Below are 24788 nucleotides of genomic sequence, written 5' to 3' on the forward strand. Positions count from 1 at the left end.
AACCGCGGATGTTAACGTTCGGTGACGCTGAGCGTCAGCTGGCGGCCTGCCCCTCCGTGGCCGGGAAGGGCGCCTGCGGTTCCTGCTGGCGGCGAAGGATCTCCAGGCCAATGTCGTTGTAGCGGCCCAGCAGGTCAGCGCCGTCGGGGGCGTCCGGGTTATCCAGCAGGGCAAAAGCGGAGTCGCTGGCGTGCAGCAGTTCCTGCTCCGTGTATTCCGTCAGCGGACGGCCATACAGCCCTTCGATCCACATCACCGGCAACTGCGGGTACTCACCTGCGAACTCACCGCCGGGGAAAAGCTCCCTGATGTCATCATCCACCAGGAGCGGGCGGAGGCTGGAGGCGTCCCATTGTGCCCAGTCGTGCGCCGCGGGGGTGAGCTGAAGGGACACCCCGGCGGAGGGGACGCCCGGCAGGGACGTGGTGTCCATGGCGTTGAGGTCGCCGCGGAGACCTGCCAGCGCGGATGATTCGACAAGTTCAGCCTGCGAGAGATCGACGCAGATACGGCAGCGGATGCCCATCCTCCGGACGCGGCGGATGATGTGGACCAGTTCAGCACGGGAATCGTGGTGAAGGGCTCCCCGGACTTCAATCCGGACGATGTCCGCGGGGACATCAAGGTTAACGAGTGCGTCTAGCGCGCGGTCCATAGGTACTCCAAAAGAGGTTCTATGGCCGACGGCTCAACCTCCGCTAGCGTAACCCTCACCGGGCCTCCGCACAACCTGCCTTCAGGCCCGCCGACCCTGGCCGACTTTGCCCGGTTCCTGGTAGTGGGTACGCGCTCCGGCGGTGCCGCCCACCGAATCCACCAGCGACTTGGCGATGTCCCGGAGTTTGGTGTTGCTGTTGCTGGACGCCTCGGTGAGGATTTCGACGGCCGCTTCCTGGCTGCACCGGTTCTGCGCCATGACGATGCCGATGGCGATATCGATGATGGTCCTCGACTCCAGCGTGGCCCGCAGGTTCGTCGCACTGTCTGCGTGCAGCGAGAACCGGACAGCCAGCCGGAGTGCTTCGGAAATTTCCCGGGTGAAGTCCCGCGCCCTGTCCGCCGCCCGGCCGTCAAACTTGCGCGGGGCGTCGGAGTAAAGGTTCAGCGCGGCCTTGGCCTCCCCCTGCAGGTTGAACGGCAGCGACAGCACCGAACGCAACCCGTGGGAGGCAACGGCAGCCGCATAGTCCGGCCCCCACCGGTCCTCCTGCAAGAGGTCCGGTACGTAGACTTCGCGCTCTTCCTGTGCCGCGGACAAGCACGGACCCTGGGCGAGGGAATACTGGATTTCATCCACTTCCCGCGCCGCTTCGCTGCTCCAGCCGATGGTGGCTGCCTTGCGGTCGCGGAGCAGCGTGATGCCGCACAGGGCGTCGTCGCCGTCGCCTGCCATCTGGTGCGCGGAGAAGCGTGCCAACTCGTTGAGGAAGTCCTCGAAATCGGCGCTTTCCAGGATGAGGTTCTGGACTTGGTCCGTCGCGCTCAAAGGCTGTTGTGGGGGGAGCAAAATACAGGATCTCCAAGCAACTGAAAGGTGTTAACGCAAATAATAAATCAGCCACCAGCGGCGGGCCAACACCGGTCCCCCAGGTGTCCCGGAGCCGGCCGCCGGGGCCGGCCCCGTCACGGGACTAGTCCAGGCCCAGCTCGTCCTTGCCGAATGCGAACAGGTAGGGAACGCCGGTTTCGGCTTCGATCTTTTCCTTGGCGCCGGTATCGCGGTCCACGATCACGGCCACTGCCACGACGTTGCCGCCGGCTTTCCGGACGCCTTCCACTGCGGTCAGCGCGGAGCCGCCTGTGGTGGACGTGTCTTCCAGGACCAGCACCTTGCGGCCCTCAACGGACGGCCCTTCCACCTGGCGGCCCATGCCGTAGGACTTCTGGGCCTTCCGGACCACGAACGCGTCAACTGTCCGGCCGGCGTCAGCGGCAGCGTGCATCACTGCAGTGCCGACGGGGTCGGCACCCATGGTGAGCCCGCCGGCGCACTCGAAGTCGATGCCGGCGTCGTCCGCCAGTGCCAGCATTACCTGGCCCACCAGCTTTGACGCCTCATGGTGCAGGGTGATGCGGCGCAGGTCGATGTAGTAATCGGCCTCGGCTCCGCTGGAGAGGATCACCTTGCCGCGGACCACGGCAAGTTCCTTGATCAGTTCGAGCAGTCGGGCGCGGGCAGCCGCGGTGTCTACCGCAGTGTCAGTGGGCGAAGTCATGGCCCCAAGTTTAGTGGGTGGCGGGACGGTGAGCGGGCGGGCGAAGCCGGGCGCGTGCTCGGGGCGCGGCCCGATCGCAATGACCCGGGGCAGGACACGCTTGACCACGGGGTTGTGGCGGAGGATGAAGAAAAGCAGGCGCTGGATGGAGAACGGCCTCCGGTCACCCACCCGGGCCAGCATGTCGCCGGACAGTGTGCCCGCGAAGAGCGGAACGAACACCACCCGGTGCATGACCCGCTGCACCGCCTGGACCAGCACCGTGGGCATGCGGCGGCGGCGCTGGATCGAAGCAAGGGTCCTGGTCCGCACGCGCCCTTGGCGCAAATCAGGGGCCAGGCGTTCCGCGGCTGCCACCGCGTCCTGGATGGCCAGGTTGATGCCCACCCCGCCCGCGGGGGACATCGCGTGCGCGGCGTCCCCAATGCAGAGAAAACCGTCGACGTACCAGCGCCGCAGCCGGTTCAGCCTGACGTCCAGCCAGTGCAGGTCCGCCAGGCTGCGGATGGAATCAACGCGGTCGGCGAGGTCGGGGCGCAGCGCTGCCACCCGCTGGCGGAAGTGTTCCACGCCGTCTTCCCGGATTTTGGCATCCGAGCCCTTGGGGGCCAGGTATCCCATCTGGTAGTAGTCGGTGCGGTTGAGGGCGATCAGGGCATCGCGGTCCCCCAGGGCGGGGACCACCCCGGCGACTTCGCCGCGCTCGGCGGCGCGGCGCGGGATTTTGAACCACCAGGTGTCAAAGGGCACCGGGTACTCCTTTGCCCGCATCCCGGCCGCCTGTCGCAGCACTGAATGCCTGCCGTCCGCGGCCACTACGACGTCGGCGTGCAGCACCTGTTCCGGGCCCTCCGCGCCGCCGGCGGTGGACCGGAAGCGCACTCCGGTGACGCGTCCGCTGTCGAACTCCAGGCCGGTGGCTTCCGTTTCCATGAGCAGGGTGAACGTCGGTTCCGCGGCGGCGGCCGAGGCGAGGAAATCCAGGAAGTCCCACTGGGGCATCATGGCCACGTAGTTGTACGGGGGCTTCAGGGAGTCAAAAGCCGCCAGCGTGACCAGCCCGCTGCCGGGGACCGGGACAGCGACGTTGCTCAGCCTGCTCTGCGGGAGGGCCCGGAATCCGGCGCCCAGGCCCAGTTCGTCGATCAGCCGGATGGTGGACGCATGCACGGTGTCGCCACGGAAATCCCGCAGGAAATCACGGTGCTTTTCCAGGACTGCCACATGCACTCCGGCCCGTGCCAGCAGCAGCCCCAGCATCATTCCTGCCGGGCCCCCGCCCACCACGGCGCATCCCGTCCGCTCCATGCACCTAAGCTACGCCGCCCAGGGCCTGCCCGGAACAGTTGAGGGTTGTTGACAGCGCTGGCTAGGCTGGACACCATGCGCGAACTCCAGGCCAAGATCATTGAAGAAATGGGCGTTCAGCCCCGGATCGATCCCGCAGGGGAGGTGCGCAAACGCGTCACATTCCTCAAGGAATACTTGAAGGCCACCCACACCAAAGGCTTTGTCCTGGGCATCTCCGGCGGACTTGATTCCTCGCTCGCCGGAAGACTGGCCCAGCTGGCGGTTGATGAGCTTGAGGCCGAGGGCGTAGAGGCCAACTTCGTTGCAGTCCGCCTGCCCTACGGCGTGCAGCACGATGAGGAAGACGCCCAGGCGGCGCTGGACTTCATCAAGGCCAAGACCGAATGGACGTTCAACATCTCGGCGGCGGTGGATGGCTTCGAGGACGAGTTCGAGAAGACCGTGGGCTCGGAGATCTCCGACTTCCACAAGGGAAACACCAAGGCCCGCACCCGGATGATCGCCCAGTATGCGCTGGCCGGCGAGTTCAACTACCTGGTGCTCGGCACCGACCACGGCGCGGAGTCCGTCACGGGCTTCTTCACCAAGTACGGCGACGGCGGGGCTGACATCCTTCCCCTGTTCGGCCTCAACAAGCGGCAGAACCGGGCCCTCCTGGCGGAACTGGGTGCACCGGCGCGCGTGTGGGAAAAGGTGCCCACGGCGGACCTGCTCGACGACCGGCCGGGCCGCACCGACGAGGACGAACTGGGCATCAGCTACGACCAGATCGACGACTACCTCGAAGGCCGCGAGGTCCCGGACGCGGTGGCCGAATCCATCGAGCAGAAGTATCTCCGGACCCGCCACAAGCGCACCGTGCCGGTGACCATCTTTGACACGTGGTGGAAGGGCGAAGGGCCCGTGGAGCCCCGCGCCGGGCTGTAGGCAGGAATTCCCCACCTTTTGGGGTACGACGGCGGGGTCACCGGACAGGTGGACCCGCCGTCGTCGTATCCCGGCACAGCCGTGGCGGCTCAGCGGGCCCGGCGCCCGCCGTCGGCGCTTCCGCCCAGCTGCTGCGTAATCCTGTGGGCCTCCGCCATCAGCAGGCCACCCAGCTCCTCCTGCCGTTCGGCCTTGAACCGCGGTTCAATGCCGGTCAGTGACAACGCCCAGGCCGGCCGTCCTGAACGGTCGAACACCGCCGCGCCCATCCCCCAGCTTCCCTCCAGGACCAGCCCCGGGTTCACCGAGTAGCCGGCCAGCCTGGTGCGGGCAAGGTTCTTCCGGACCAGGTCAGCCGTGTGGTTCACCGCGAAGGCCCCCCCATGCTCCGGCCACCGGCCCAGCAACTCTTCCTGCTCATTCGTTGGCAGGAAGGCCAGGATGGCTGTCCCGGCTGACGCGACGCCCAGCGGGAAGCGGACGCCCTCATGCAGGACAAAAGACCGGACAGGGAAGCTGCCCTCCTCCCGCAGGAGGCACACCGTCTCATTGCCCCGGCGGATGGAGAAGAAGGCGCTCTCCCCCGTGGCCTGGGCCAGCCGGCGCAGGCTGGGCCGGGCGATGTCCTCCATGGGAAACCGTGCCGAGGCCACCGATCCCATCAGGAGGATTTCCGGACCCAGGACCCAATTGCCCGTGACGGGATCATGGTCCAGCAAGCCCTCCGCGGCGAGCGATGTCAGGAGCCTGTGGGCCGTTGGGCGCGTGAGGCCTGATTCCCGGACCAGGGCCGCGAGGGGCATCCCCTCCGAGCCGCGGCCCACCAGCCGCAGCAGTTCCGCGATCCGCGCCACCACCTGGGCACCCTGCACCGGCGTCGATGCCATCACTTCCCCTTTGTCCACAATATGGATGCTTTTCACCCTACTGTCCATACTGTAAGGCACAAACGAGTGATTCTTGACACGTTCTGCCGGGCGCCCGTAGTCTCCAAACTCAGATCCAAAGCGTCCACTAAGTGGACTACCGCGCTCAACGAGGAGACCTCATGAAGAAACTCCAGGCTTCTGCCGCCACGGCCCTGGAAGGGTCCCTGCAGGACGGCATCACCCTCGCCGTCGGCGGGTTCGGCTTGAGCGGCATCCCGGCCGACCTCATCGAAGCCGTCCGGGATTCCGGCGTGCGGGACCTCACTGTGGTCTCCAACAACATGGGTGTGGACGGCAAGGGGCTGGGCATCCTCATCGAGGCGGGCCAGGTCCGCAAGGTAATCGCCTCCTACGTGGGCGAAAACAAGCTGTTCGCCGAGCAGTACCTCGCCGGCAAGCTGGAAGTGGAGTTCACCCCGCAGGGCACCCTGGCTGAGCGCCTCCGCGCCGGCGGCGCCGGAATCCCGGCTTTCTACACCAAGACCGGGGTGGGCACCCTGGTGGCCGAAGGCAAGCCGCACGAGGTCTTCGATGGTGAAACGTACGTCCAGGAGCGGGCCATCCGCGCCGACGTCGCACTGGTCCACGCCCACACCGCGGACACGGATGGCAACCTCGTCTACCGCTACACGGCCCGCAACTTCAACCCGGTGGTGGCCACCGCCGGGATCCTGACCGTTGCCGAGGCGGAAGTGATCGTGGAGCCCGGCGTCCTGGACCCGAACCACATCGCCACCCCGGGCGTCTTTGTCCAGCGGCTGGTGCAGGCCACGGACCGGGTCAAGGACATCGAGCAGCGCACGGTCCGGCAGCGCACCGGCCTTGTCCCGGCCTGACCGAACCCACGCCAGCCCCTGAAACACAGCACTCAATGGAGAGAAACACCCTCATGACCAGCACGCAGACCACCCACCAGGACGTCCGCCAGAAGGGTTTGGCCCGGATGGCTGAAACGCTGGCCGGGTGGACGCAGAAGTGGTTCCCGGACGCCTATATCTTTGCCCTGGCGGGCGTGCTGCTGGTGGCCATCGCGGCCCTGGCCATCGGCGCCTCACCCAAGGCTGTGGTCGATTCGTTCGGCAACGGGTTCTGGGACCTCACGGCCTTCACTCTGCAGATGGCCATGGTGGTACTGACCGGCTACGTCGTGGCAACCTCGCCGCCCGTGGCCAGGCTGATTGAGCGGCTGGCCCAGGTTCCCGGCTCCGCCCGCTCCGCCGTCAGCTTCGTGGCGGTCCTGTCCATGTCCGTCTCGTTCGTGAACTGGGGCCTGAGCCTGATCTTCGGCGGCCTCCTGGCGCGGGCCGTGGCCCGGCGCAAGGACCTGCACGTGGACTACCGGGCACTGGGCGCCGCGGCCTTCATGGGGCTGGGTGCCGTCTGGGCCCTGGGCATGTCCTCCTCCGCCGCCCAGCTACAGGCAACCAAGGCCTCCATTCCGCCGGCGCTGCTGAAGATCACCGGCGTCCTGGATTTCGGGACCACCATTTTCACCTGGCAGTCCCTGCTGACCCTGGCCATCCTGATGCTGCTGACCACGGTCATCGCGCACTTCTCGGCCCCGACGGGAGCCGGCGTGAAGACGGCGGCCGATCTCGGCGTCGACCTTGATGACCAGCCCGAACCGCCGGCCGAAAAGTCCCGGCCCGGCGAATGGCTGGAATACAGCAGGGTCCTGCCCATCCTGGCCGGCGTGCTGACCTTGGGCTGGCTGGTGTCCCAGCTGCTGACCCTGCCCATCCTCAGCGTGGTCAGTTCACTCAACGGATACCTACTGGTCTTCCTGATGCTGGGGCTGGTGCTGCACGGCACCCCACGCAAATTCCTGCAGTCGGTCACCAAGGCCGTACCCGCCACGGCAGGAATCCTGGTGCAGTTTCCGCTGTATGCAGCGATGGCCGCCATCCTCACCAAGGCCCAGGGGGCCGGTGGCCTGTCGGTGTCCGAACACCTGGCACACTTCTTCACCAGCATCGGCGGCAACGGGGCATTCGCCGTCATCATCGCCATCTATACGGCCATCCTGGGCATGTTCGTCCCGTCCGGCGGCGGAAAGTGGCTGGTGGAGGCGCCCTACGTCATGCAGTCCGCCACGGACGTGAACATGAACCTTGGCTGGACCGTGCAGATCTACAACATGGCCGAGGCCCTGCCCAACCTCGTCAACCCGTTCTTCATGCTCCCGCTGCTCGCGGTGCTGGGCCTGCGGGCCCGGGACCTGGTGGGCTTCACGTTCCAGCAGTTCCTGTTCCACCTGCCGGTGGTGCTGCTGCTCGCGTGGCTGCTGGGCATGACGTTCGAGTTCGTGCCGCCGGTAATACCCAACTAAGTCAACGGGAACAGCTACAAGACCAAGGAGAAACCCCATGGGATGGACCAGGGATGAAATGGCTGCCATCGCGGCCGAGGAACTGAACGACGGCGACTACGTGAACCTGGGGATCGGCATCCCCACGCTGGTGGCCAACAACCTGCCCGACGGCGTGCGGGTGGTCCTGCAGAGCGAGAACGGCCTGCTGGGCATGGGCCCCTTCCCCTACGAGGGCGAGGAGGACGCGGACCTGATCAACGCCGGCAAGCAGACCGTCACGGTCCTGCCCGGCGGCAGCATCTTCGATTCCGCCACCTCGTTCGGCATGATCCGCGGCGGACACGTCAAGGTGGCCATCCTGGGCGCCATGCAGGTCTCCGGCAACGGCGACCTGGCCAACTGGACCATCCCGGGAAAGATGGTTAAAGGCATGGGCGGCGCCATGGACCTGGTGGCCGGGACCCCGCGCGTCGTGGTCCTCACCGAGCACAACGCCAAGGACGGCAGCGCAAAGATTGTGCGCGAGTGCACGCTGCCGCTGACCGGGCTCAGCTGCGTGGACCGGATCATCAGCGACCTCGCCGTCTTCGATCTGCACAAGGCGGACGACGGCGGCCGGCAGCTCACCCTGATCCGGCTGGCTCCGGGGGTCACCGTGGACGAGATCCGGGAAAAGACCGAAGCCGGCTTTGAGGTCCGGCTCGAGAATGAGGAAGTGGCGGCATGAGCCTGAAGGAACAGTTCGGCAAGGATGTCCTGCTCACCGGCTGGGGACACAGCCGGTTCGGCAAGCTGACGGAGGAGACCCTCGAGTCCCTGATCGTCCAGGTGGCCACCGAAGCGATCGGCACAGCCGGAATCGACCCCGGGCAGATCGACGAGATCTACGTGGGCCAGTTCAACTCCGGCATGATGCCGCTGGCGTTCCCGTCCTCGCTGGCCCTGCAGGTCTCCCCGGCCCTGGCCAACGTGCCCTCCACCCGGGTGGAGAACGCCTGCGCCTCGGGGTCGGCCGCCTTCCAGCAGGGCACCAAGTCGCTGCTGGCCGGCACCGCGAAAACCGTCCTGGTGATCGGTGCCGAGAAGATGACCCACGCCGGTGCAGACGTGGTGGGCGCTGCCCTGCTCGGCGCTGACTATGACATGGCCGGCAAGCCCTCCACCACCGGCTTCACCGGACTTTTCGCCGAGGTCGCGAAGCACTACGAAAAGCGGTACGGACCTGTTTCCGACGTACTGGGCAGCATCGCGGCCAAGAACCACCGCAACGGTGTGGACAACCCGTATGCCCAGCTCCGGAAGGATCTTGGCGAGGAATTCTGCCGCACCGTCTCGGACAAGAACCCCATGGTGGCGGACCCGCTGCGCCGCACCGACTGTTCGCCCGTCTCCGATGGTGCCGCCGCCGTCGTGCTGTCCGTCTCCCCCACCGCCGGCGCCACCGCCCCGGTCCGGCTCGCAGGCTTCGGCCAGGCCAACGACTTTTTCCCCGCCGAGCGCCGGGACCCCACCGCCTTCGCCGCCACCCGTGCCTCCTGGCAGCGCGCCATGGCGATGGCGGGCGTCGGCCTGGCGGACCTGGACTTCGCCGAGGTGCATGACTGCTTCACCATCGCCGAGCTGCTCATGTACGAGGCCATCGGCCTGGCCGAACCCGGCCAGGGGGCCAGGGCAGTAAACGAAGGCTGGGTCTTCAAGGACGGCAAGCTTCCCATCAACGTCTCCGGCGGCCTGAAGGCCAAGGGCCACCCGGTGGGTGCCACCGGCGTTTCCCAGCACGTCATCGCCGCCATGCAGCTCACCGGTACTGCGGGCGACATGCAGCTCCCGGCGCCACGGCGGGCGGCTGTGCAGAACATGGGCGGCGTGGGCATCGCGAACTATGTGAGCGTGCTGGAAGCGGTCTGAGCTGACAGCCCGCTGAATCTCCCCGGATTCAAAGCCCGACGGCGGCGCGTCGCACCAAGAGTGCGGCGCGCCGCCGTCGTTAACCGGCAAAGGTGGGCAAGCCCGGCGGTCCGGCACCCCGACCGGCTAACCCTGGCCGCGTATCACGGCGGCTATCCCTGAAAAGCCGAGCCGCTCAGCGTTCTGCAGCGCCGTCCGGCCTTCCGGGTCGCGGATTCCGGGGTCTGCGCCGGCCGCCAGCAGCAGCCGCACCACCTCCTGCTGGCGCGGGCCGCCGTCGTTGAGCAGGATGGCCTCCTGCATGGCGGTCCAGCCAAGGTTGTTGACATGGTTGACAGGCACTCCGGCGTTGATGAGGATCGTCACTGTTTCCACGTGTCCGTGCTCGCTGGCCGGGATCAACGCCGTCCCCCCGTAGCGGTTGGTGCTGGTGACGTCTGCCCCGGAGGCCAGCGTCAGCTGCAGGACGTCGTTGAGCCCTTCAGCTCCGGCGAACAGGAACGCAGAATCCTGGATAGGGTCCTTGGCGTTGACGTTGCCACCCCGGCCGATGAGTTCGGCCATCAACGCGGCGTTGTTGGCTTTGGCGGCCACGATAAGGTCCTGGTCCAGCCTTGCCTGGTCCGCGGGCGTCAGCGCCGGTGGGGACGCAGAGGAGGGCGGCGCGGGCGTCCCGGCACCGGGGCTGACCGAGGCAACGGGCGGCGGGGTATCCACTCCCTGCGGCTGGCCGGGACTGGCCTGGCACGCGGCCAGGAGCAACCCCAGCGCGGCCACGGTCATGAGTGCTGCGGTGCTGCCGGGCCTCAACGCGTCCAGCCTATTTCGCGGCGCCGGCGATGGCCTCCGCGCCTGCCGCCGCGCAGGCTTCATCCAGGGCGCCGTCAGGGGCCCCGCCGACGCCGATGCCGGCCACGGAGACACCGTTGACCTTCAGTGGAACACCGCCTGCGAGAAACAGGGTGCCCGGCAGATCCGCGATGGAGGGACCGTTGCCGTTGACGCGCCTGGCCAACTCGCTGGTGGGGGCACCGAACGCGGCTGCCGTATAGGCCTTCTGCTTTGCCGCTTCGATGGTGTGGGCGGCGGCGTTGTCACCCCGGAGCAAGGCCTGGACAGTACCAAAGCGGTCAACGAGGGCCACCGTGACGAACGGTATCTTGTCGGCCTGGCACTTCGCGAGCGCCGCCGTGACGGCCTGGGCCGAGGCGCCGGCGGCAATGCGGTTTTGCTGCACCACCGTTTCCGGAGCCGGCTGGACATCAACGGCAGGTACGACGACGGGTGCTTCCGTAGTGCCCGCGGTACCGGCGTTGGCGGCAGCCGTTGCTCCGGCAGTGATCATGAGGGCTCCGGCTGCGGCGGCGGCGAGGGCTTTGGTGGACTTCTTCAAGGTGTTTCCTTAGGTCAGGGAGGGATCGTGTTGCCGCTATCCATGCTTTCGGGAAACACCGGACCTGGCATCGGGCCTTCGTCTGGTCCCGGCTCCGACGAAAGGCCAGCCGTATCAGCCAAAAGGCTGAGGCACGGGAGAACCCGTGAGCCCTAGCATGGAAGGCAGCACTTCCCGCCACCAGATCCGGATCCAGCATGCCCGCCAGAAACACCACCCAACACACCGGGCCAGCCCAAGCCGCCGCCGGTCAGGGCGCCGGATCCCGCCGTCCGCTGCTTCCCAATGCCACAGGCCGGCCGGGCAGCATCGAAGCAGCCGTCCACCTGGGCTTCGCCGTCCTCCTGGTGGCCTCGGTGGTCCGCTACGTCATGCGGCATACCCCGGCCGACAATCTCCTGGTCCTGGGGCTCGCCGTTGCCGCTTGCCTGCTCTACGCCGTCGTGGCCCTGCTCTCGGTACAGGACCGCCGCGGAACCCCCTGGATGGTGGCCCTGGTGGCCGTCTGGGCGGTCCTGGTTGTGGCTGCACCGAGTTTCGCGTGGTGTTCCTTCGCTCTTTTCTTCCTCTGCAGGAGCGCCCTGCGCGGTGCCGCGTCCTATGTCCTGGCCGGCGCCATCACACTCGCCACCGCAGCCGGCCTGTTCCGGCTGGGCAACGGTACCGACCTGGCCATGCTTTTGGGGCCCTTGGCCGTGGGCGTCATGCTGACATTGATTTACGACCGGATACAGCACGACGCCGAGGAGCAGCGCCGCCTGCATGCGGACATTTCCCTGGCCCAGGGCCAACTGGCCGCCAGCGAGCGACGGGCGGGCACCATTGCCGAACGGGAGCGGGTGTCGCGGGAAATCCATGACACTGTCACCCAGGGCCTCGCCAGCAGCTTGCTCCTGCTCGAGGCCGCCGGCCGTGGATGGCCCAGTGCAGCAGCCCGTGACGGCCTTCTCCAGGCCACCAGCCTGCTCCGCGCGAACCTGGCGGAGACCCGGAGCCTGGTCCATGAGCTGGCCTCGCCCGGTTTGGAATCGGTTCCCTTGCCGGAGGCACTGCTGGCCACCGCCCGCCAGTACGTTCCCGGGACCACGCTGCTGGTGACCGGTGAGCTGCGGCCGGTCTCCCCTGATGTTCGCCACGCCCTGCTGCGCGTCGTGCAAAGCGCGGCGTCGAACATCCTGCTCCACGCTGCGGCGTCGGCGGCCACGGTAACGCTGGGCTTCCTGCCGGACGCCGTGACTTTGGATATTTACGACGACGGCGCCGGCTTCGATCCGGCGGCGGCAGCTCCGCCGTCGCCCACGGGAGGCTACGGGCTGCGGGCCATGCGGCAGCGGGTGGAGCAGCTGGGCGGAACATTCTCCGTGCAGAGCGCCCCCGGCGACGGAACAATCGTGGCGGCGCAGCTGCCGGTGGAGGCGGGCGCATGAACAGCATCACCGTCCTGCTGGTGGACGACCACATGGTGGTCAGGAGCGGACTGCGCGCACTGCTCAGCACGGAGCCGGACCTCGAGGTGGTGGCCGAAGCCGCGTCCGGCGAGGATGCCGTGCACCTGGCCCAGGCGTTCTCCCCCGCGGTGGTGGTGATGGACCTTGCCATGGGGCCGGGCATGGATGGGCTCGAAGCGATCAGGAGGATCAGGGACCTCAACGGCCGGCAGGCCATCCTGGTGTTCACCACGTACGACTCCGACGCCGACATCGTCCGCGCCGTGGATGCCGGCGCCATGGGCTACCTGTTGAAGGATGCTGCCCCGGAGGAGATTTTTGCCGCCATCAGGGGGGCGGCCGTGGGCAGGAGCGTGATGAGCCCGCCGGTGGCATCCCGGCTGTTCCAGCAGCTCCGCAATCCCGACGAAGTCCTTACACCGCGGGAGGCCGAGCTGCTGGGCCTCCTCACCGAGGGCCTCAGCAACCGCGAACTCGGCCGGCGGCTTTTTATCTCCGAGGCCACGGTCAAAACCCATCTGGCGCACATCTACGCCAAACTCGGGGTGGACACCAGGGCGGCCGCCATCGCCACCGCGATCCGGCGCGAGGGCATGCGTTGACGGCACTTTATGGCGCATACCCTTGCACCCAGAGCTTGCGCCCCGTACGTTGGGGTCTGTGGGGGACTAACTCCCGCACACTCCGGGACGATCCCCGGGGAGAGAATCAGAGTCACATGAAGGAATGCAGCCATGGCAACAGGCACAGTTAAATGGTTCAACGCCGAAAAGGGTTTTGGCTTCATTGCCCCCGATGACGGGTCCGCTGACGTATTCGCCCACTACTCGGCAATCGCCACCAGCGGCTACCGCTCACTGGACGAGAACCAGAAGGTCGAATTCGATGTGACCCAGGGCCCCAAGGGCCCGCAGGCAGAGAACATCCGCCCGCTCTAAGTCTTCGGCGGCCTCCGGCATACGCCGGGACCCCATCCAGCGGTTCCTCCAACCCAGGTTGGAGGGGCCGCTGTTTTTGTACCCGGCGTCTCCGGGTTTCCGCATTTGGGATAATTGATTCATGACCGGACAGGACCAGGACAGGGATCCCTGGGAGGAGTTTGACTCCCTTGGCCCCGCAGCGCCGGACCGCGTCCCCGGACAGCCCGGCGGGGAGCCGCACGGCTTCGGGTTCCGGACGGGGGTCCGCAGCGCCCGGGTGGCTGTCGGATTCGCCGTCTACGCGCTGGCCCTGGGGACCATCCTCGCCCTGACCGGGTGCGTCGTCTTCATCAGCCGGCAGCAGTGGCTGCTGCTGGGCCTCATGCTGCTCATCGAGGCCATCTTTGTTTTCGCCTTCACGCGTTTGGTGGCCCAGGCCAGGCGCCGGAGGCCCCACGGCCGGCGGGTTGGGTGACGGTCCGCCGCCCTTGACCTTGACGCAGCGTCAATGCCTAGGCTCGGTGCATGCAGGATTTCCCCGACGCCGGTGGCAAGGACTGGTCCATCCAGGACGTAGCCAGGCTCGCCGGCACCACCAGCCGCACGCTCCGGCACTATGACCGCATCGGCCTGCTGAAGCCCAGCCGGGTGGGCCACAACGGTTACCGGTATTACGACGGCGCCGCCCTCCTTCAGCTCCAGCGCATCCTTTTGCTGCGGGAACTGGGCCTGGGCCTGCCGGCGATCGCGGAGCTCCTTGAGCGCCGGGCGGATCCCGTAGCGGCGCTCAGCCGCCATCTCGACTGGCTCGCGCGGGAGCAGCAGCGGCTGGCCCTGCAGGCCGAATCCGTCCGGCAAACAATCGAAACAGTAAAGGCAGGAGGCCAGCTGATGGCAGAGAACATGTTCCAGGGCTTCGACCACACCGAATACAAGGATGAAGTCCAGGAGCGCTGGGGCAAGGACGCCTACGCCGCATCCGACTCATGGTGGCGCGGCATGGGGGCAGCGGAAAAGCGGGAATGGAAGTCCCGGGCAGAGGGCCTTGCCCGGGACTGGACGGCGGCTGCGGGAGCCGGGGTTGCTGCGGACGGGCCGGAAGCCCGGGAGCTGGCAGGGCGGCACGTGGCGTGGCTGAAGTCCATCCCCGGAACGCCTGCGGCCCAGAGCGGCGGGGATATCCGGGGATACGTCACCGGCCTGGCGGACATGTACGTGGCGGACCCCCGATTTGCCGCCAACTACGGCGGGGCGGAGGGCGCACGCTTCGTCCGGGCCGCCCTGCACAGCTTCGCGGAGACGTACCTCTAGGGCACCGGGCCTCTAGGTGTACTGAGTCAGGACGTTGGTTACCTCGTGAATAGGTGAAGACCTCTTAGGTTGGTGGTTACCACACACAGCCAACGACTAAGAGGTCTTCATGTCCCACCGTAATGCCCGCCTGACTCCGAACGGTAGGCGGATCATTATCGAGCGCGTCCTTGCCGGCCGGCCAGTGGCCCATGTAGCCAAAGAGATGGGCATCTCAAGGACCTGTGCGCACCGCTGGATCAGCAGGTACCGCGCGGATGGCTGGGCTGGTTTGGAGGACCGCAGCTCCCGTCCGAGGTCATGCCCGCACGCCACCTCCGCGGAAGTCGTAGCGGATGTTCTCACCCAGCGCGTCGAGCATCGCGAGGGACCAGCGGACCTGGCCGTGCGCTGCGGCACGAGCGCCCGGACGGTCTCCCGGATTCTGGTCCGCGCGGCCATGCCCAGGTTGTGGGACCTGGACCCAGTTACCGGGGCACGAATCCGCGCGTCCCGGGCCACCGACCGCCGCTACGAACGCGACGCCCCAGGCGACATGATCCACATCGACGTCAAGAAACTCGGCCGGATCCCGGACGGCGGCGGTTGGCGGACCGACCCGGCGCAAAGCCGCGCCAACCACCGCAAATCACCTCAGAAAGTCGGTTTTGACTACGTCCACGTGGCCGTCGATGATCATTCCCGCTTCGCCTATGCCGAGGTCCTGCCCGACGAGAAAGGCCCGACCTGCGCCGAATTCCTCACCAGGGCCGCAGCCGCCATGGCCGCCAACGGAGCACCGGTGAAACGGGTCATGACAGACAACGCCTTCGCCTACCGGCTCTCCCGCGACTTCCAGGACGCACTCGCTGCCCTGGGCGCCAAACACATCCTGATCAAACCCCGCCACCCCTGGCAAAACGGCAAAGCAGAACGCTTCAACCGCACCCTCCAAGAAGGCTGGGCCTACCGCCAACCCTTCACATCCAACCAAGCCCGGACAGACGCCCTGCAGTCCTGGCTAAACTTCTACAACAACCACCGGCCACACGGCAGCCTCGGAGGCAAACCACCTATCAGCAGGTGCAACCAACCTACTGACTGAGTACATCTAGGGCACCGGGAGGCTGCCTCAGCGGCGGGCATCCTCCCGTTGGGCCCTGGCCCGCTTGGTCCGCCGGACGACGAGCAGCACCACCGCAACGGCCAATGCGCCATAGACCGCGTAATTCAGGAACCTGGAGTACTCCTCGATGAGCTGGTACTGCGTGCCCAGGAGGTAGCCCAGCCCGATGAGGGCGCCGTTCCACAGCCCGCTGCCGGCAAGGGTGAAAAGAGTGAATGTTCCCAGCGGCATGGCCGCCGCGCCCGCCGGCAGGGAGATCAGGCTGCGGACCCCGGGCAGCAGGCGACCGAAGAAAATGGACGACCTGCCGTGCCGCCGGAACCAGCCCGCCGCGTGCTCGAAGTCTTCCCGGTCCACCAGCGGCAGCTTGGACAACCCCCGGATGGACCGGTCAAGCCCCAGCTTTGCCCCCAGCAGGTAGAGCAGCAGCGCCCCCAGATACGCACCAAGGGTACTGGTGGCAAAGACGAGGAAGAGATTCAGGGAGCCCTGCTTGGCCAGATAGCCCGCAAGCGGCAGGATCACCTCGCTGGGGATGGGCGGCACCACGGTCTCCGCCAGGGTAAACGCCCCGACACCCCACTCCCCCAGCGTGTCGATGGACCTCGCCGCAAAGCCCACGATGCCCGTAAGTCCCTCGGTGGGGCTGGCTGCACCGGTGATCATCGTCCACATACGCTTACCCCGTTCCGCTGCATGCCGTGGCCGCGTGCTGGCCCGTACTGTCTACCTTACGGGGACTGGCGGACGCATGCCGTGCTGGCCCCGCCTGCCAGGGCATGCGTGCCAGGGACTAGCGGTGCTTGAATTTCGGCTGGCGCTTTCCGGTGAACGCCGCCATGCCTTCCTTCTGGTCCTCCGTGGCGAACAGGGAGTGGAAGAGCCGCCGTTCAAACACCACCCCCTGGGCCAGCCCGGTTTCGAAGGCAGCATTCACGGCTTCCTTCGCTGCCATCGCCGCAGGCTTGGACTTCCCGGCGATCACCCCGGCTGCCGTGAGTGCCTCGGACACCACGTCTGCCGCCGGAACCACCCGGGAGACCAGCCCGCACCGCTCTGCTTCCTCCGCGTCGATGAACCGGCCGGTGAGGATCATGTCCATGGCCTTGGCCTTGCCCACGGCCCGTGTGAGGCGCTGCGAGCCGCCCATGCCGGGGAGCACGCCCAGGTTGATTTCCGGCTGCCCGAACTTGGCGTTGTCCCCCGCGATGATCAGGTCGCACATCATGGCCAGTTCGCAGCCGCCGCCCAGGGCAAAGCCGGATACCGCGGCGATGGTGGGGATCCGCAGGCGGGTGAAGTCTTCCCAGCCCCGGAACCAGTCCGCCACGTACATGTCCATGTAGCCCTGGTCCGCCATCTCCTTGATGTCGGCGCCCGCGGCGAAGGCCTTGCCGGAGCCGGTGATCACGACGGCGCCGACCCCGGGATCGGAATCCATGGCGGTCACGGCGGCCACCAGCTCTTCCATGGTGGCCTTGTTCAGCGCGTTCAGTGCCGAGGGCCTGTTGAGGGTCACCAGCCCTACCCTGCCCTGCTGCTCCACCAGGATGTTGGCGTACTCCGTCATTCGGGACTCCCGTCGTCGTGTGCTGTTGTGGCCCTGCGCCGGTCCGGCAACTCCATGCCGTGCTCCGCTGCGGGACCGTCGCCGGCCTGCCGCTCCGATGCGCCGCGGATTTCGGTGATGATGGCGGAGAAGTCGCGGCCCGCGCCGCCCTCCGCGGCAAACCTATCGTAGATCCGGGCCGCGAGGGCTCCCATCTGCCCTGCCACCCCGGTACTGTCGAGCGCGTTGACGGCCAGGTTGAGGTCCTTGGCCATGAGGGCCGAAGCGAATCCTGGCTGGTAGTCCCTGTTGGCGGGGCTGGTGGGGACCGGCCCTGGCACGGGACAGTTGGTGGTCAGCGCCCAGCACTGCCCTGACGCGGCGGACGCGACGTCGAACAGGGCCTGGGGCGTCAGGCCCAGCTTTTCCCCCAGCACGAAAGCCTCGCTGACTGCGATCATCGAGACGCCCAGGATCATGTTGTTGCAGATTTTGGCGGCCTGGCCCGCTCCATGGGCACCACAGTGCACGGCCCGCTTGCCCATCACCTCCAGGAGCGGCCGCACTGCCTCGACGTCCTCCGCCTCACCGCCGGCCATGAAGGTCAAGGTGCCTGCCTCCGCGCCCACCACGCCGCCGGAAACGGGGGCATCGACGGAACGGTGGCCCGCTTCGATGGCCAGGCGGGCTGCTTCCCGCGCCTCTTCCACATTGATGGTTGAGCAGTCCAGGAACATGGTCCCGGGCCGCGCGGCAGCCAGCAGCCCGGGTTTCTCCGGTTGTCCAGGATTTCCAGCGCCGCCCCGGTAGGCGTCCAGGACGTGCCGGCCGCTGGGGAACATGGTCAGCACCACGTCGGCGCCCGCCAGCGCATCGACCGCGCTGGTCGCCACCGGAACACCCTGTGCCCGGGCAGCCTCCACGGCTGCCGGCACCACGTCGAACCCGGTCACGCGGTAACCGGCACGGACCAGGTTCACGGCCATGGGACCGCCCATGTGTCCAAGGCCCAAAAAGGCCACACTGCCCTTTTCAGGCATGGTCCGCCTCCTTCACTTCCAGGTCCGGCCCAGGCTGCAGGTCCAACTCCCCGCCGTCCAGCGGCTGGAAGAACCTGTCCACCTGCGCGGGCAGCACCTCGGCCAGCGTGGCCGGTTTCCACTGCGGGTTCCTGTCCTTGTCCACCACCTGGGCGCGGATACCCTCGCGGAAATCAGGGCCGGCCAGGAGGCGGATTCCTACCCGGTATTCCTGGGCCAAGGCCTCATCAAGGGTCAGGTTTGCGGCCCGGCGCAGGGACGCCAGGGTGACCTTGACCGAGGTGGGTGACTTGGCTTCGATGGTGTCCGCCGCGTCCGTGGCATCTTCCCGGCCCGGCCCGGTCCAGGCGCGGAGCCGGGCCACAATTTCCCCGGCATCGTCGCTGGCGTAGCAGGCATCGATCCAGTCCCGATGCCCGGACAGAGCCGAGGCCGGAGGCTGTTCGGCGCAGCGGGCGACGGCGGCTTCCGGGCTTTCGTCCTCCAGCGCCGCCACCAGCCCGGGCAGCGCGTGCGAGGGGACGTAATGGTCGGCAAGGCCCAGGAACAGGGCATCCCCCGCGTCCAGGTGTGCCCCGGTCAGGGCCGCATGGGTTCCCGTTTGGCCCGGCGCGCGGGACAGCAGGAAGGTGCCGCCGACGTCGGGGGCGAACCCGATGGTGGTTTCCGGCATCCCCATCCTGGTCCGCTCGGTGACCACGCGGGCGCTCCCGTGCGCCGAGACACCCACCCCGCCGCCAAGGACCAGGCCGTCCATGAGGGCAACGTACGGCTTGGGATAGCGGGCAATGAGCGAGTTCACGCGGTACTCGGTCTGCCAGAAGCCGGCGGTCCGGTTTCCGCCGTGCAGCATGTCCCGGTAGATGGCCACGATGTCTCCGCCCGCGCACAGGCCCCGCTCCCCGGCGCCCTGCACCAGGACGGCCGCCACGCCGTCGTCCCCTGCCCATGCGGTGAGCTGCCGCAGGAGCAGGTCCACCATTCCGGCGGTGAGCGCGTTGACCGCCCGTGGCCTGTTGAGGGTGATCACGCCGAGCCGGCCGCGGCGGTCAAAAAGCACTTCCGCGGTTCCGTTTCCTGCCGTGCTGTCCGTGGTGTTGCCCGTAGCTGCCGTCATCGGCTGGTGCTCCTTCGCATGGTGGCCGGACGTGTGATCCAGGTCATTCTGGTGCGAATATACCCGCCGCCTGCTGCCCGGGACCAACCGTGCCCGCGGCGCGGGCGGGGCCTTTTGACGGCTTTACCTGCCGCGCGGCTGCCAAGGTAAGTTAGGAACCGTGAAGATAGCTACCTGGAATGTGAACTCGCTCCGTGCCCGCGCCGACCGCGTCGAAGCCTGGCTCCAGCGCAGCGACTGCGATGTCCTGGCCATCCAGGAGACCAAGTGCAAGGACGACAACTTTCCGTGGGAACTCTTTGAACGGATGGGCTACGAGGTAGCCCACTTCGGGGTGAACCAGTGGAACGGCGTGGCCATCGCCTCCCGGGTGGGGCTTGAGGACGTGGAACGGACGTTCCTGGACCAGCCCTCGTTCGGCAAGGCCGGCAAGGATCCCGTCCAGGAAGCCCGGGCCATGGCTGCCACGTGCGGCGGCATCCGCGTCTGGAGCCTCTACGTCCCCAACGGCCGCTCCCTGGACGACGAACACATGCCGTACAAGCTCAAGTGGCTGGAAAGCCTGAAGACCCATGCCCAGGGACTGGTCACGGACAACCCCCAGGCGCAGGTGGCGCTGATGGGCGACTGGAACATCGCTCCGTTCGACGACGACGTCTGGGACATCGACCTGTTCATCGCCAACCGGTCCACGCATGTCAGCCCGCCCGAGCGTGCGGCGTTCCACGCGTTCGAATCGGCGGGCTTCACCGATGTGGTGCGCCCCTACACCCCGGGCCCGGGCGTCTACACCTACTGGGACTACACCCAGCTGCGGTTCCCCAAGAAGGAGGGCATGCGGATTGACTTCGTCCTGGCCTCCCCCGCGCTGGCGGCCCGCGTCACCGGCGCCTCGATCGACCGCGAGGAACGCAAGGGCAAGGGCGCTTCTGACCACGCTCCCGTGCTGGTGGAACTGGCGGACTGATGACTGCACCCTGGACCCTTCCAAGGAGACCGTGATGACGGGAAACCTCTACCGGGGCCAGGCTGGCCTGCCGTTTTCCTCCACCCTGCGCGTCTACGAGCCCCTGGAAGCCTTCCCGGAGGAACAACGCCCGGCCATCAAGGCCGCGGGCGCTCAGGCCGTGTCCCGCGCCGCCGTCGAAAACGCGGAACTGCTGGCGTCGCTGGGACGTATCACCCGCACGGGCGGCGATCCGTTCCCCACGGGCCGCACCGACCTGGTGCGCGTCACCACGGCGCCGGAGCCGGAAGGCGGAACGACCGACGACGGTGCCGGCGCCGGCACTGAGCCGGTCCTCCTGTATTGCCCCAGCCAGCTTGTCCTGCGCGCCGGGCTGGCCGCGAACGCCCTGATGGAGGGAATCCACGGTCCACTGGCCGAGCTGCTGATTCCGGAGGAGCAGCGGGACCGGCACCAGGAGCGGATCGACCTGGTGAAGGCCCGTGACGGTTCCGTCCGCGTCCATACCCGGGCCTCAACCTGGGGCATCCCGTTCAGCTGGTTCTCGTTGTTCATGGAGTCCGACCGCAAGGATGTGGTGGAAGCCGCCGGGCGCATCCTCACCGTCCGCGTCTGGACGCCCATCACCGACGCCCTGGAGCGGGCCCGCTACGCGGTGGCCAACCTGGCCCTCGCCGCCCCGGACCTGGACATGCTCGATGACCTGGCGCAGCTGACGGAATGGCTTGAACTGTTCCACGTGAACTCCATGGTGGAGCTGGACTACGGCGCCGTGGCGGACAAGGTGTACCCGGACGAGTCCCCCATGGACATCAGGCTGGGCATCGAATGCCTGGCCGAGGGTGACATGACCGGCGCCGCCGCGGCCTACCGGCGGCTGGCCTCACGCTGGATCCCCATCCGGCAGCTGGCCCGCGCGTCGTAACGGTCCCCGGTTCCTGGCTGTTACAGGTTTTGGGGCGGCGCAGTGGTGCGCCGGATGATCAGTTCGTGGGGGGCGACGGCGGAACGCACCGCCCCTGCCTCGCCATCCAGTTCGTCCAGCAGCATCTTGGTGGCCAGTTCGGCCTGCTCGTCCGGGCGTTGCCCCACGGTGGTCAGGCCTATGGCGTCGGCAAAGTCGTGGTTGTCGATGCCCACCACGGACAGTTCGCCGGGAACGCTGACGCCCAAGCGGTTGGCCTCAAAAATAACCCCCATGGCCATTTCGTCCGAGGCGCAAAAGATGGCGGTGGGCTTCTGCCCCGGCCGGGACCACAGCCGGCGCAAGGCTTCCTGGCCGCTGCGGACGGTGAAGTCCCCCCACTCATCCCATTCCGGCCGCGTCGGCAGCCCGGCCGCCGCCATGACGTCCTTGAAGGCCAGGATGCGCACCCGGGGAACGTCGAAGTTCAGGTCGGTCTCGTCGTCGCCATGCAGCAGGGCGATGTCCCGGTGGCCGAGGTCGATCAGGTGCCGGACCGCGGTTGAGGCGGCGGCGTAGTCGTCGATGCCGATATACGGGCATTCCTCAACGTGCCCTCCCACCACAATCAGGGGTATATCGATCTTCTGCAGGTGCTCGATCTCTTCGTGGCTGAGCGCCATACACAGGACCAGCAGGGCATCGATCTGCTTGTACACCATGGTCTTGCTGAAAAGCCGTTCGCGGTTGCTGCCATGGCCGCCAAGGTTGAACAGCGAGAGATTATAGTGGCGGGCGTGCAGTTCCCGGTCGGCGCCCTCGATGGCTTTGGAGAAGAACCAGCGGCTGACGAATGGGGCCAGGACGCCAATGGTCTTGGTCCGTCCGGTGGCCAGGCCGGAGGCCGACGAAGACGCGACGTAGCCCAGGTCCCCTGCGACTTCCAGGATCTTCTTCCGGGTGGCCGGCGAAACCCGCGGCAATCCGCGGACGGCCCGGGAGACTGTGGCTGTTGAGACTCCGGCGGCAGCCGCCACGTCCTCGATGCTGACGCCGTTATGGCCGCCCCGCTGGGACCTTTCCGTTGTCCGTGCCACCGTGTCCCCTCTTCAACTCCTTTGCGGCGTAGGGCCGGCCGGCCCTGCGTTTACCCCGGCCCTGTATTTTTCCACTCCGCGGGCAGGCAGTGGTAACCGGTCCGCTGGCTGCGTAGGCACCCACCATCACGGCGGCGGCCCGGCGCCGACGATTCCTACCTGCGGGCGGGGAGTTTCCGGCGCAGCCGCACCATGCCATACAGGGCCAGCAAAGTTGCCAGCAGTCCCAGCGCCCATCCAAGGGCAGGCTGGGCAGTTACTTCCATCCACACGGTGACCACCAGGAGGACCAGTGCCCAGAATGCGAGGAAGCCAATGATGATGTCAAAGTCCTCACCCGAGCGGACCAACCGGCTGCGGCTTCCCGCCCCCGGGATGCGGGGGCGGGAACCGTTGTCCGTCACTTGACTGCACCTGCCGTGAGGCCGGCGACAATCTTGCGCTGGAAGACGAGCACCAGGATCACCAGCGGAATGGTGACAATGGTGCCTGCGGCCATGATGGCCGTGTACGGGATCTGGTTGGGCTGTGCACCGGCGAAGTTGGCGATGGCCACCGTCACCGGCTGGGTTGCGTCGCTGGACAGCTGGCTGGCAATCAGGAACTCATTCCACGAGGAAATGAACGCCAGGATTGCGGTGGTGAAGATTGCCGGTGCAGCCAGGGGCATGATGACCTTGCGGAACGCCTGTCCCTGGGTGCAGCCGTCCACGCGGGCCGATTCCTCAAGCTCCCAGGGCATTTCCCGGAAGAACGAGGTCATGGTGTAGACCGTCAGCGGGAGCACGAAGGAGATGTTCGGGATGATCAGCGCCTGATACGTCCCCATCCAGCCGATGTTGGTGAACAGCTGGAAGAGCGGGGTGATCAGGGCAACGCCGGGGAACATGGAGGCTCCCAGGATGAAGCCGAGCACCAGGAACTTGCCCTTGAAGTTCAAACGGGCCAAGGCGTAGGCCGCGAACACGCCGATCAGCAGCGAGACGGCCGTGACCACCCCGCCGATGAACACACTGTTCAGCAGAGCCTGGCCGAACCTGTTGCCGAAGGACGTGTCAAAGGCTGTCGTGAAGTTGTCCAGCGTGACGTGCGTGGGAAGGATCGAGGTGTCGTACGTGAAGCCCACCTCGCGGAACGCGGTGACCACCATCCAGTACGCCGGTGCCAGGCACCAGAGCAGGATGATGGCGGCGCTCAGGTAGGTACGCCCCTGCGCCCACTTTTCCCGGTTCTGCGCAGCCTTGCGGCCCTTGTCCTGGCGGGCCCGGAGTGCCGAGGCGTCTGCTGTTGCCGTGGTCATTTCTTCCCCTTTCCTGTGGCGCCACTCTGCTCAACCACGTTTGCCCCGAGGAAGCGGACAAAGATGAAGGCGACGAGGAAGATGATGATGAAGGTGATGGTGGACAGCGCAGCCGCCGCATTAAAGCCTTGCCTGATTTGGTTGATCACCAGGATGGACAAGGTGGTGGTGTTATTGGCACCGCCGGTGAGGATGTACGGCAGGTCGAACATGCGCAGCGCATCCAGCGTACGGAACAGGATCGCCACCATGAGGGCCGGCTTGACCAGCGGAAGCGTGATCAGCCGGAACCGCTGCCAGGCAGTGGTTCCGTCCACCTTGGCTGCCTCGTAGACTTCTGCCGGGATCATCTGCAAGCCTGCCAGGATCAGCAGGGCCATGAACGGCGTGGTCTTCCAGACGTCGGCAATGATCACGGCCCACTTGGCCGGCCACTCGCTGCCCGTCCACAGAATGGTGGTGTTGAACAGCTTGTTGGCGATGCCTTCGAAGGCGAAGATAAAGAACCAGAGCTTGGCCGTCACAGCGGTAGGGATAGCCCAGGGCACCAGCACGGCGGCGCGGACCAGGCTGCGTCCGCGGAACGTGCGGGCCATGATCATGGCCATCCAGAAACCGAGGACGGTTTCCAGTGCCACCGTTACCACCGTGAAGAAAAACGTGGTGGCCGTGGCAGACCAGAACTGGCCGCCCAGGGTGCCCGGCGGGCAGGCGACGGTTCCGCCGCCCGGCGCCGAACACTGCTGCGCCAGCCAGTTGACGTAGTTCTGAATTCCCGCCGGGCCGCCCGCGGTGAAGAGGCCCGTGGCCGGATCCAGGCCGGCATCCTTCTGGAACGACATGACGATGGCGCTGATGATCGGGTAAACGATCACCACGGCCAGGGCGATGATGGTGGGGGCGAGGAGCCAGGAGGCCCAGCGCCCCTGGCTTGCAATCCTGTTGTCCTCCCCCACGCCCTTGGGCGCGTGATGGACGGGGGTACCGCCCGACGCCGGTGACTTGACCGGCGTCGGGCCTAGTTCGGTTGCCATG

At 67.1% G+C, this 24788-nt stretch carries 27 protein-coding genes and 1 pseudogene; 13 read left to right on the top strand and 15 right to left on the bottom strand.

Features of this window, described 5'->3' with window-relative positions:
- Positions 1–34: 34 nt before the first annotated feature.
- The 4 genes and pseudogenes from PUN51_RS11500 to PUN51_RS11515 all read right to left on the bottom strand — a co-directional run.
- Positions 35–655, bottom strand: a complete 621-nt coding sequence (locus tag PUN51_RS11500) for a hypothetical protein (RefSeq protein ID WP_159633572.1) — start codon at positions 653–655, stop codon at positions 35–37.
- Between the two features lie 81 nt (positions 656–736).
- Positions 737–1486, bottom strand: a complete 750-nt coding sequence (locus PUN51_RS11505; protein WP_224024702.1) for a GAF and ANTAR domain-containing protein — start codon at positions 1484–1486, stop codon at positions 737–739.
- A 145-nt stretch (positions 1487–1631) separates the two neighbouring features.
- Positions 1632–2216, bottom strand: coding sequence for an orotate phosphoribosyltransferase (pyrE, locus tag PUN51_RS11510; protein ID WP_200830744.1), 585 nt, complete (start codon positions 2214–2216; stop codon positions 1632–1634).
- 48 nt (positions 2217–2264) lie between these two features.
- A pseudogene (locus PUN51_RS11515) lies at positions 2265–3524 on the bottom strand (FAD-dependent oxidoreductase); the annotation flags it as partial.
- Positions 3525–3599: 75 nt separating this feature from the next.
- Here PUN51_RS11515 and nadE point away from each other — a divergent pair.
- Positions 3600–4454 (top strand): ammonia-dependent NAD(+) synthetase, encoded by an 855-nt coding sequence (nadE, locus tag PUN51_RS11520; RefSeq protein ID WP_159633581.1) that lies wholly within the window; start codon positions 3600–3602, stop codon positions 4452–4454.
- Positions 4455–4543: 89 nt separating this feature from the next.
- Here the strand turns inward: nadE and PUN51_RS11525 are convergent, their stop codons facing one another.
- Entirely contained in the window at positions 4544–5341 is a 798-nt protein-coding gene (locus PUN51_RS11525) for an IclR family transcriptional regulator (protein ID WP_275181029.1), read from the bottom strand.
- A gap of 161 nt (positions 5342–5502) precedes the next feature.
- Here PUN51_RS11525 and PUN51_RS11530 point away from each other — a divergent pair, with 161 nt between their 5' ends.
- The 4 genes from PUN51_RS11530 to PUN51_RS11545 are packed head-to-tail and all read left to right on the top strand — an operon-like array spanning position 5503 to position 9602.
- The gene (locus PUN51_RS11530) at positions 5503–6219 is read left to right on the top strand and encodes a CoA transferase subunit A (protein ID WP_275180996.1); all 717 of its coding nucleotides are present in this window, start codon (positions 5503–5505) and stop codon (positions 6217–6219) included.
- Between the two features lie 53 nt (positions 6220–6272).
- Positions 6273–7712: a short-chain fatty acid transporter gene (locus PUN51_RS11535; RefSeq protein ID WP_224024697.1), complete on the top strand. Its 1440-nt coding sequence runs from the start codon at positions 6273–6275 to the stop codon at positions 7710–7712.
- A gap of 37 nt (positions 7713–7749) precedes the next feature.
- Positions 7750–8421, top strand: coding sequence for a CoA transferase subunit B (locus tag PUN51_RS11540; RefSeq protein WP_275180997.1), 672 nt, complete (start codon positions 7750–7752; stop codon positions 8419–8421).
- Positions 8418–9602, top strand: coding sequence for an acetyl-CoA acetyltransferase (locus PUN51_RS11545; protein WP_275180998.1), 1185 nt, complete (start codon positions 8418–8420; stop codon positions 9600–9602). Before PUN51_RS11540 ends, PUN51_RS11545 begins: the two co-directional genes overlap by 4 nt.
- A 126-nt stretch (positions 9603–9728) precedes the next feature.
- Here PUN51_RS11545 and PUN51_RS11550 read toward each other — a convergent pair whose 3' ends face one another.
- Together PUN51_RS11550 and PUN51_RS11555 are read right to left on the bottom strand one after the other, a co-directional pair.
- Positions 9729–10412, bottom strand: coding sequence for an ankyrin repeat domain-containing protein (locus PUN51_RS11550; RefSeq protein ID WP_275180999.1), 684 nt, complete (start codon positions 10410–10412; stop codon positions 9729–9731).
- Between the two features lie 10 nt (positions 10413–10422).
- Complete coding sequence (locus PUN51_RS11555; RefSeq protein WP_275181000.1) at positions 10423–10995, bottom strand: GlcG/HbpS family heme-binding protein; 573 nt, start codon at positions 10993–10995, stop codon at positions 10423–10425.
- A gap of 197 nt (positions 10996–11192) precedes the next feature.
- On the opposite strand from PUN51_RS11555, the gene PUN51_RS11560 reads away from it, so the two are divergent.
- The 6 genes from PUN51_RS11560 to PUN51_RS11585 all read left to right on the top strand — a co-directional run bounded on the left by PUN51_RS11560 (position 11193) and on the right by PUN51_RS11585 (position 15758).
- A complete protein-coding gene (locus PUN51_RS11560; protein WP_275181001.1) occupies positions 11193–12422 on the top strand; it encodes a sensor histidine kinase in 1230 nt (409 codons plus the stop codon).
- On the top strand, positions 12419–13045 hold the full coding sequence (locus tag PUN51_RS11565) for a response regulator (protein WP_275181002.1): 627 nt from the start codon (positions 12419–12421) through the stop codon (positions 13043–13045). Before PUN51_RS11560 ends, PUN51_RS11565 begins: the two co-directional genes overlap by 4 nt.
- 132 nt (positions 13046–13177) lie before the next feature.
- Positions 13178–13381, top strand: coding sequence for a cold-shock protein (locus PUN51_RS11570; RefSeq protein WP_009357211.1), 204 nt, complete (start codon positions 13178–13180; stop codon positions 13379–13381).
- A gap of 121 nt (positions 13382–13502) precedes the next feature.
- Positions 13503–13838, top strand: a complete 336-nt coding sequence (locus tag PUN51_RS11575; RefSeq protein ID WP_224024689.1) for a hypothetical protein — start codon at positions 13503–13505, stop codon at positions 13836–13838.
- 50 nt (positions 13839–13888) lie between these two features.
- On the top strand, positions 13889–14674 hold the full coding sequence (locus tag PUN51_RS11580) for a MerR family transcriptional regulator (protein ID WP_275181003.1): 786 nt from the start codon (positions 13889–13891) through the stop codon (positions 14672–14674).
- Between the two features lie 109 nt (positions 14675–14783).
- Positions 14784–15758, top strand: coding sequence for an IS481 family transposase (locus PUN51_RS11585; protein WP_275181004.1), 975 nt, complete (start codon positions 14784–14786; stop codon positions 15756–15758).
- Between the two features lie 27 nt (positions 15759–15785).
- On the opposite strand, the gene PUN51_RS11590 is transcribed toward PUN51_RS11585, so the two are convergent.
- The 4 genes from PUN51_RS11590 to PUN51_RS11605 all read right to left on the bottom strand — a co-directional run bounded on the left by PUN51_RS11590 (position 15786) and on the right by PUN51_RS11605 (position 19485).
- The gene (locus tag PUN51_RS11590) at positions 15786–16454 is read right to left on the bottom strand and encodes a DedA family protein (RefSeq protein ID WP_159633609.1); all 669 of its coding nucleotides are present in this window, start codon (positions 16452–16454) and stop codon (positions 15786–15788) included.
- Between the two features lie 118 nt (positions 16455–16572).
- Complete coding sequence (locus PUN51_RS11595; protein ID WP_275181005.1) at positions 16573–17349, bottom strand: enoyl-CoA hydratase; 777 nt, start codon at positions 17347–17349, stop codon at positions 16573–16575.
- Complete coding sequence (gene mmsB / locus PUN51_RS11600) at positions 17346–18368, bottom strand: 3-hydroxyisobutyrate dehydrogenase (RefSeq protein ID WP_275181006.1); 1023 nt, start codon at positions 18366–18368, stop codon at positions 17346–17348. Before mmsB ends, PUN51_RS11595 begins: the two co-directional genes overlap by 4 nt.
- On the bottom strand, positions 18361–19485 hold the full coding sequence (locus tag PUN51_RS11605; RefSeq protein ID WP_275181007.1) for an enoyl-CoA hydratase/isomerase family protein: 1125 nt from the start codon (positions 19483–19485) through the stop codon (positions 18361–18363). The genes mmsB and PUN51_RS11605 overlap by 8 nt, the downstream gene beginning before the upstream one ends.
- Positions 19486–19645: 160 nt before the next feature.
- On the opposite strand from PUN51_RS11605, the gene PUN51_RS11610 reads away from it, so the two are divergent.
- Both PUN51_RS11610 and PUN51_RS11615 read left to right on the top strand, forming a co-directional pair.
- Positions 19646–20452 carry an exodeoxyribonuclease III gene (locus PUN51_RS11610; protein ID WP_159633621.1) on the top strand — a complete coding sequence of 269 codons (807 nt, stop codon included), beginning with the start codon at positions 19646–19648 and terminating at the stop codon, positions 20450–20452.
- A 34-nt stretch (positions 20453–20486) separates the two neighbouring features.
- Positions 20487–21377: a hypothetical protein gene (locus tag PUN51_RS11615; RefSeq protein WP_275181008.1), complete on the top strand. Its 891-nt coding sequence runs from the start codon at positions 20487–20489 to the stop codon at positions 21375–21377.
- Positions 21378–21397: 20 nt separating this feature from the next.
- Here the strand turns inward: PUN51_RS11615 and PUN51_RS11620 are convergent, their stop codons facing one another.
- The 4 genes from PUN51_RS11620 to PUN51_RS11635 form a co-directional block, all read right to left on the bottom strand.
- Complete coding sequence (locus PUN51_RS11620) at positions 21398–22453, bottom strand: LacI family DNA-binding transcriptional regulator (protein ID WP_224024677.1); 1056 nt, start codon at positions 22451–22453, stop codon at positions 21398–21400.
- 155 nt (positions 22454–22608) lie between these two features.
- Positions 22609–22857, bottom strand: coding sequence for a hypothetical protein (locus PUN51_RS11625; protein WP_275181009.1), 249 nt, complete (start codon positions 22855–22857; stop codon positions 22609–22611).
- Positions 22854–23753 carry a carbohydrate ABC transporter permease gene (locus PUN51_RS11630; RefSeq protein WP_159633633.1) on the bottom strand — a complete coding sequence of 300 codons (900 nt, stop codon included), beginning with the start codon at positions 23751–23753 and terminating at the stop codon, positions 22854–22856. Before PUN51_RS11630 ends, PUN51_RS11625 begins: the two co-directional genes overlap by 4 nt.
- Entirely contained in the window at positions 23750–24787 is a 1038-nt protein-coding gene (locus PUN51_RS11635; protein WP_159633636.1) for a carbohydrate ABC transporter permease, read from the bottom strand. Before PUN51_RS11635 ends, PUN51_RS11630 begins: the two co-directional genes overlap by 4 nt.
- Position 24788: the final 1 nt, after the last annotated feature.

The sequence above is a fragment of the Arthrobacter sp. NQ4 genome (assembly GCF_029077345.1).
Taxonomy (GTDB): Bacteria; Actinomycetota; Actinomycetes; order Actinomycetales; family Micrococcaceae; genus Arthrobacter.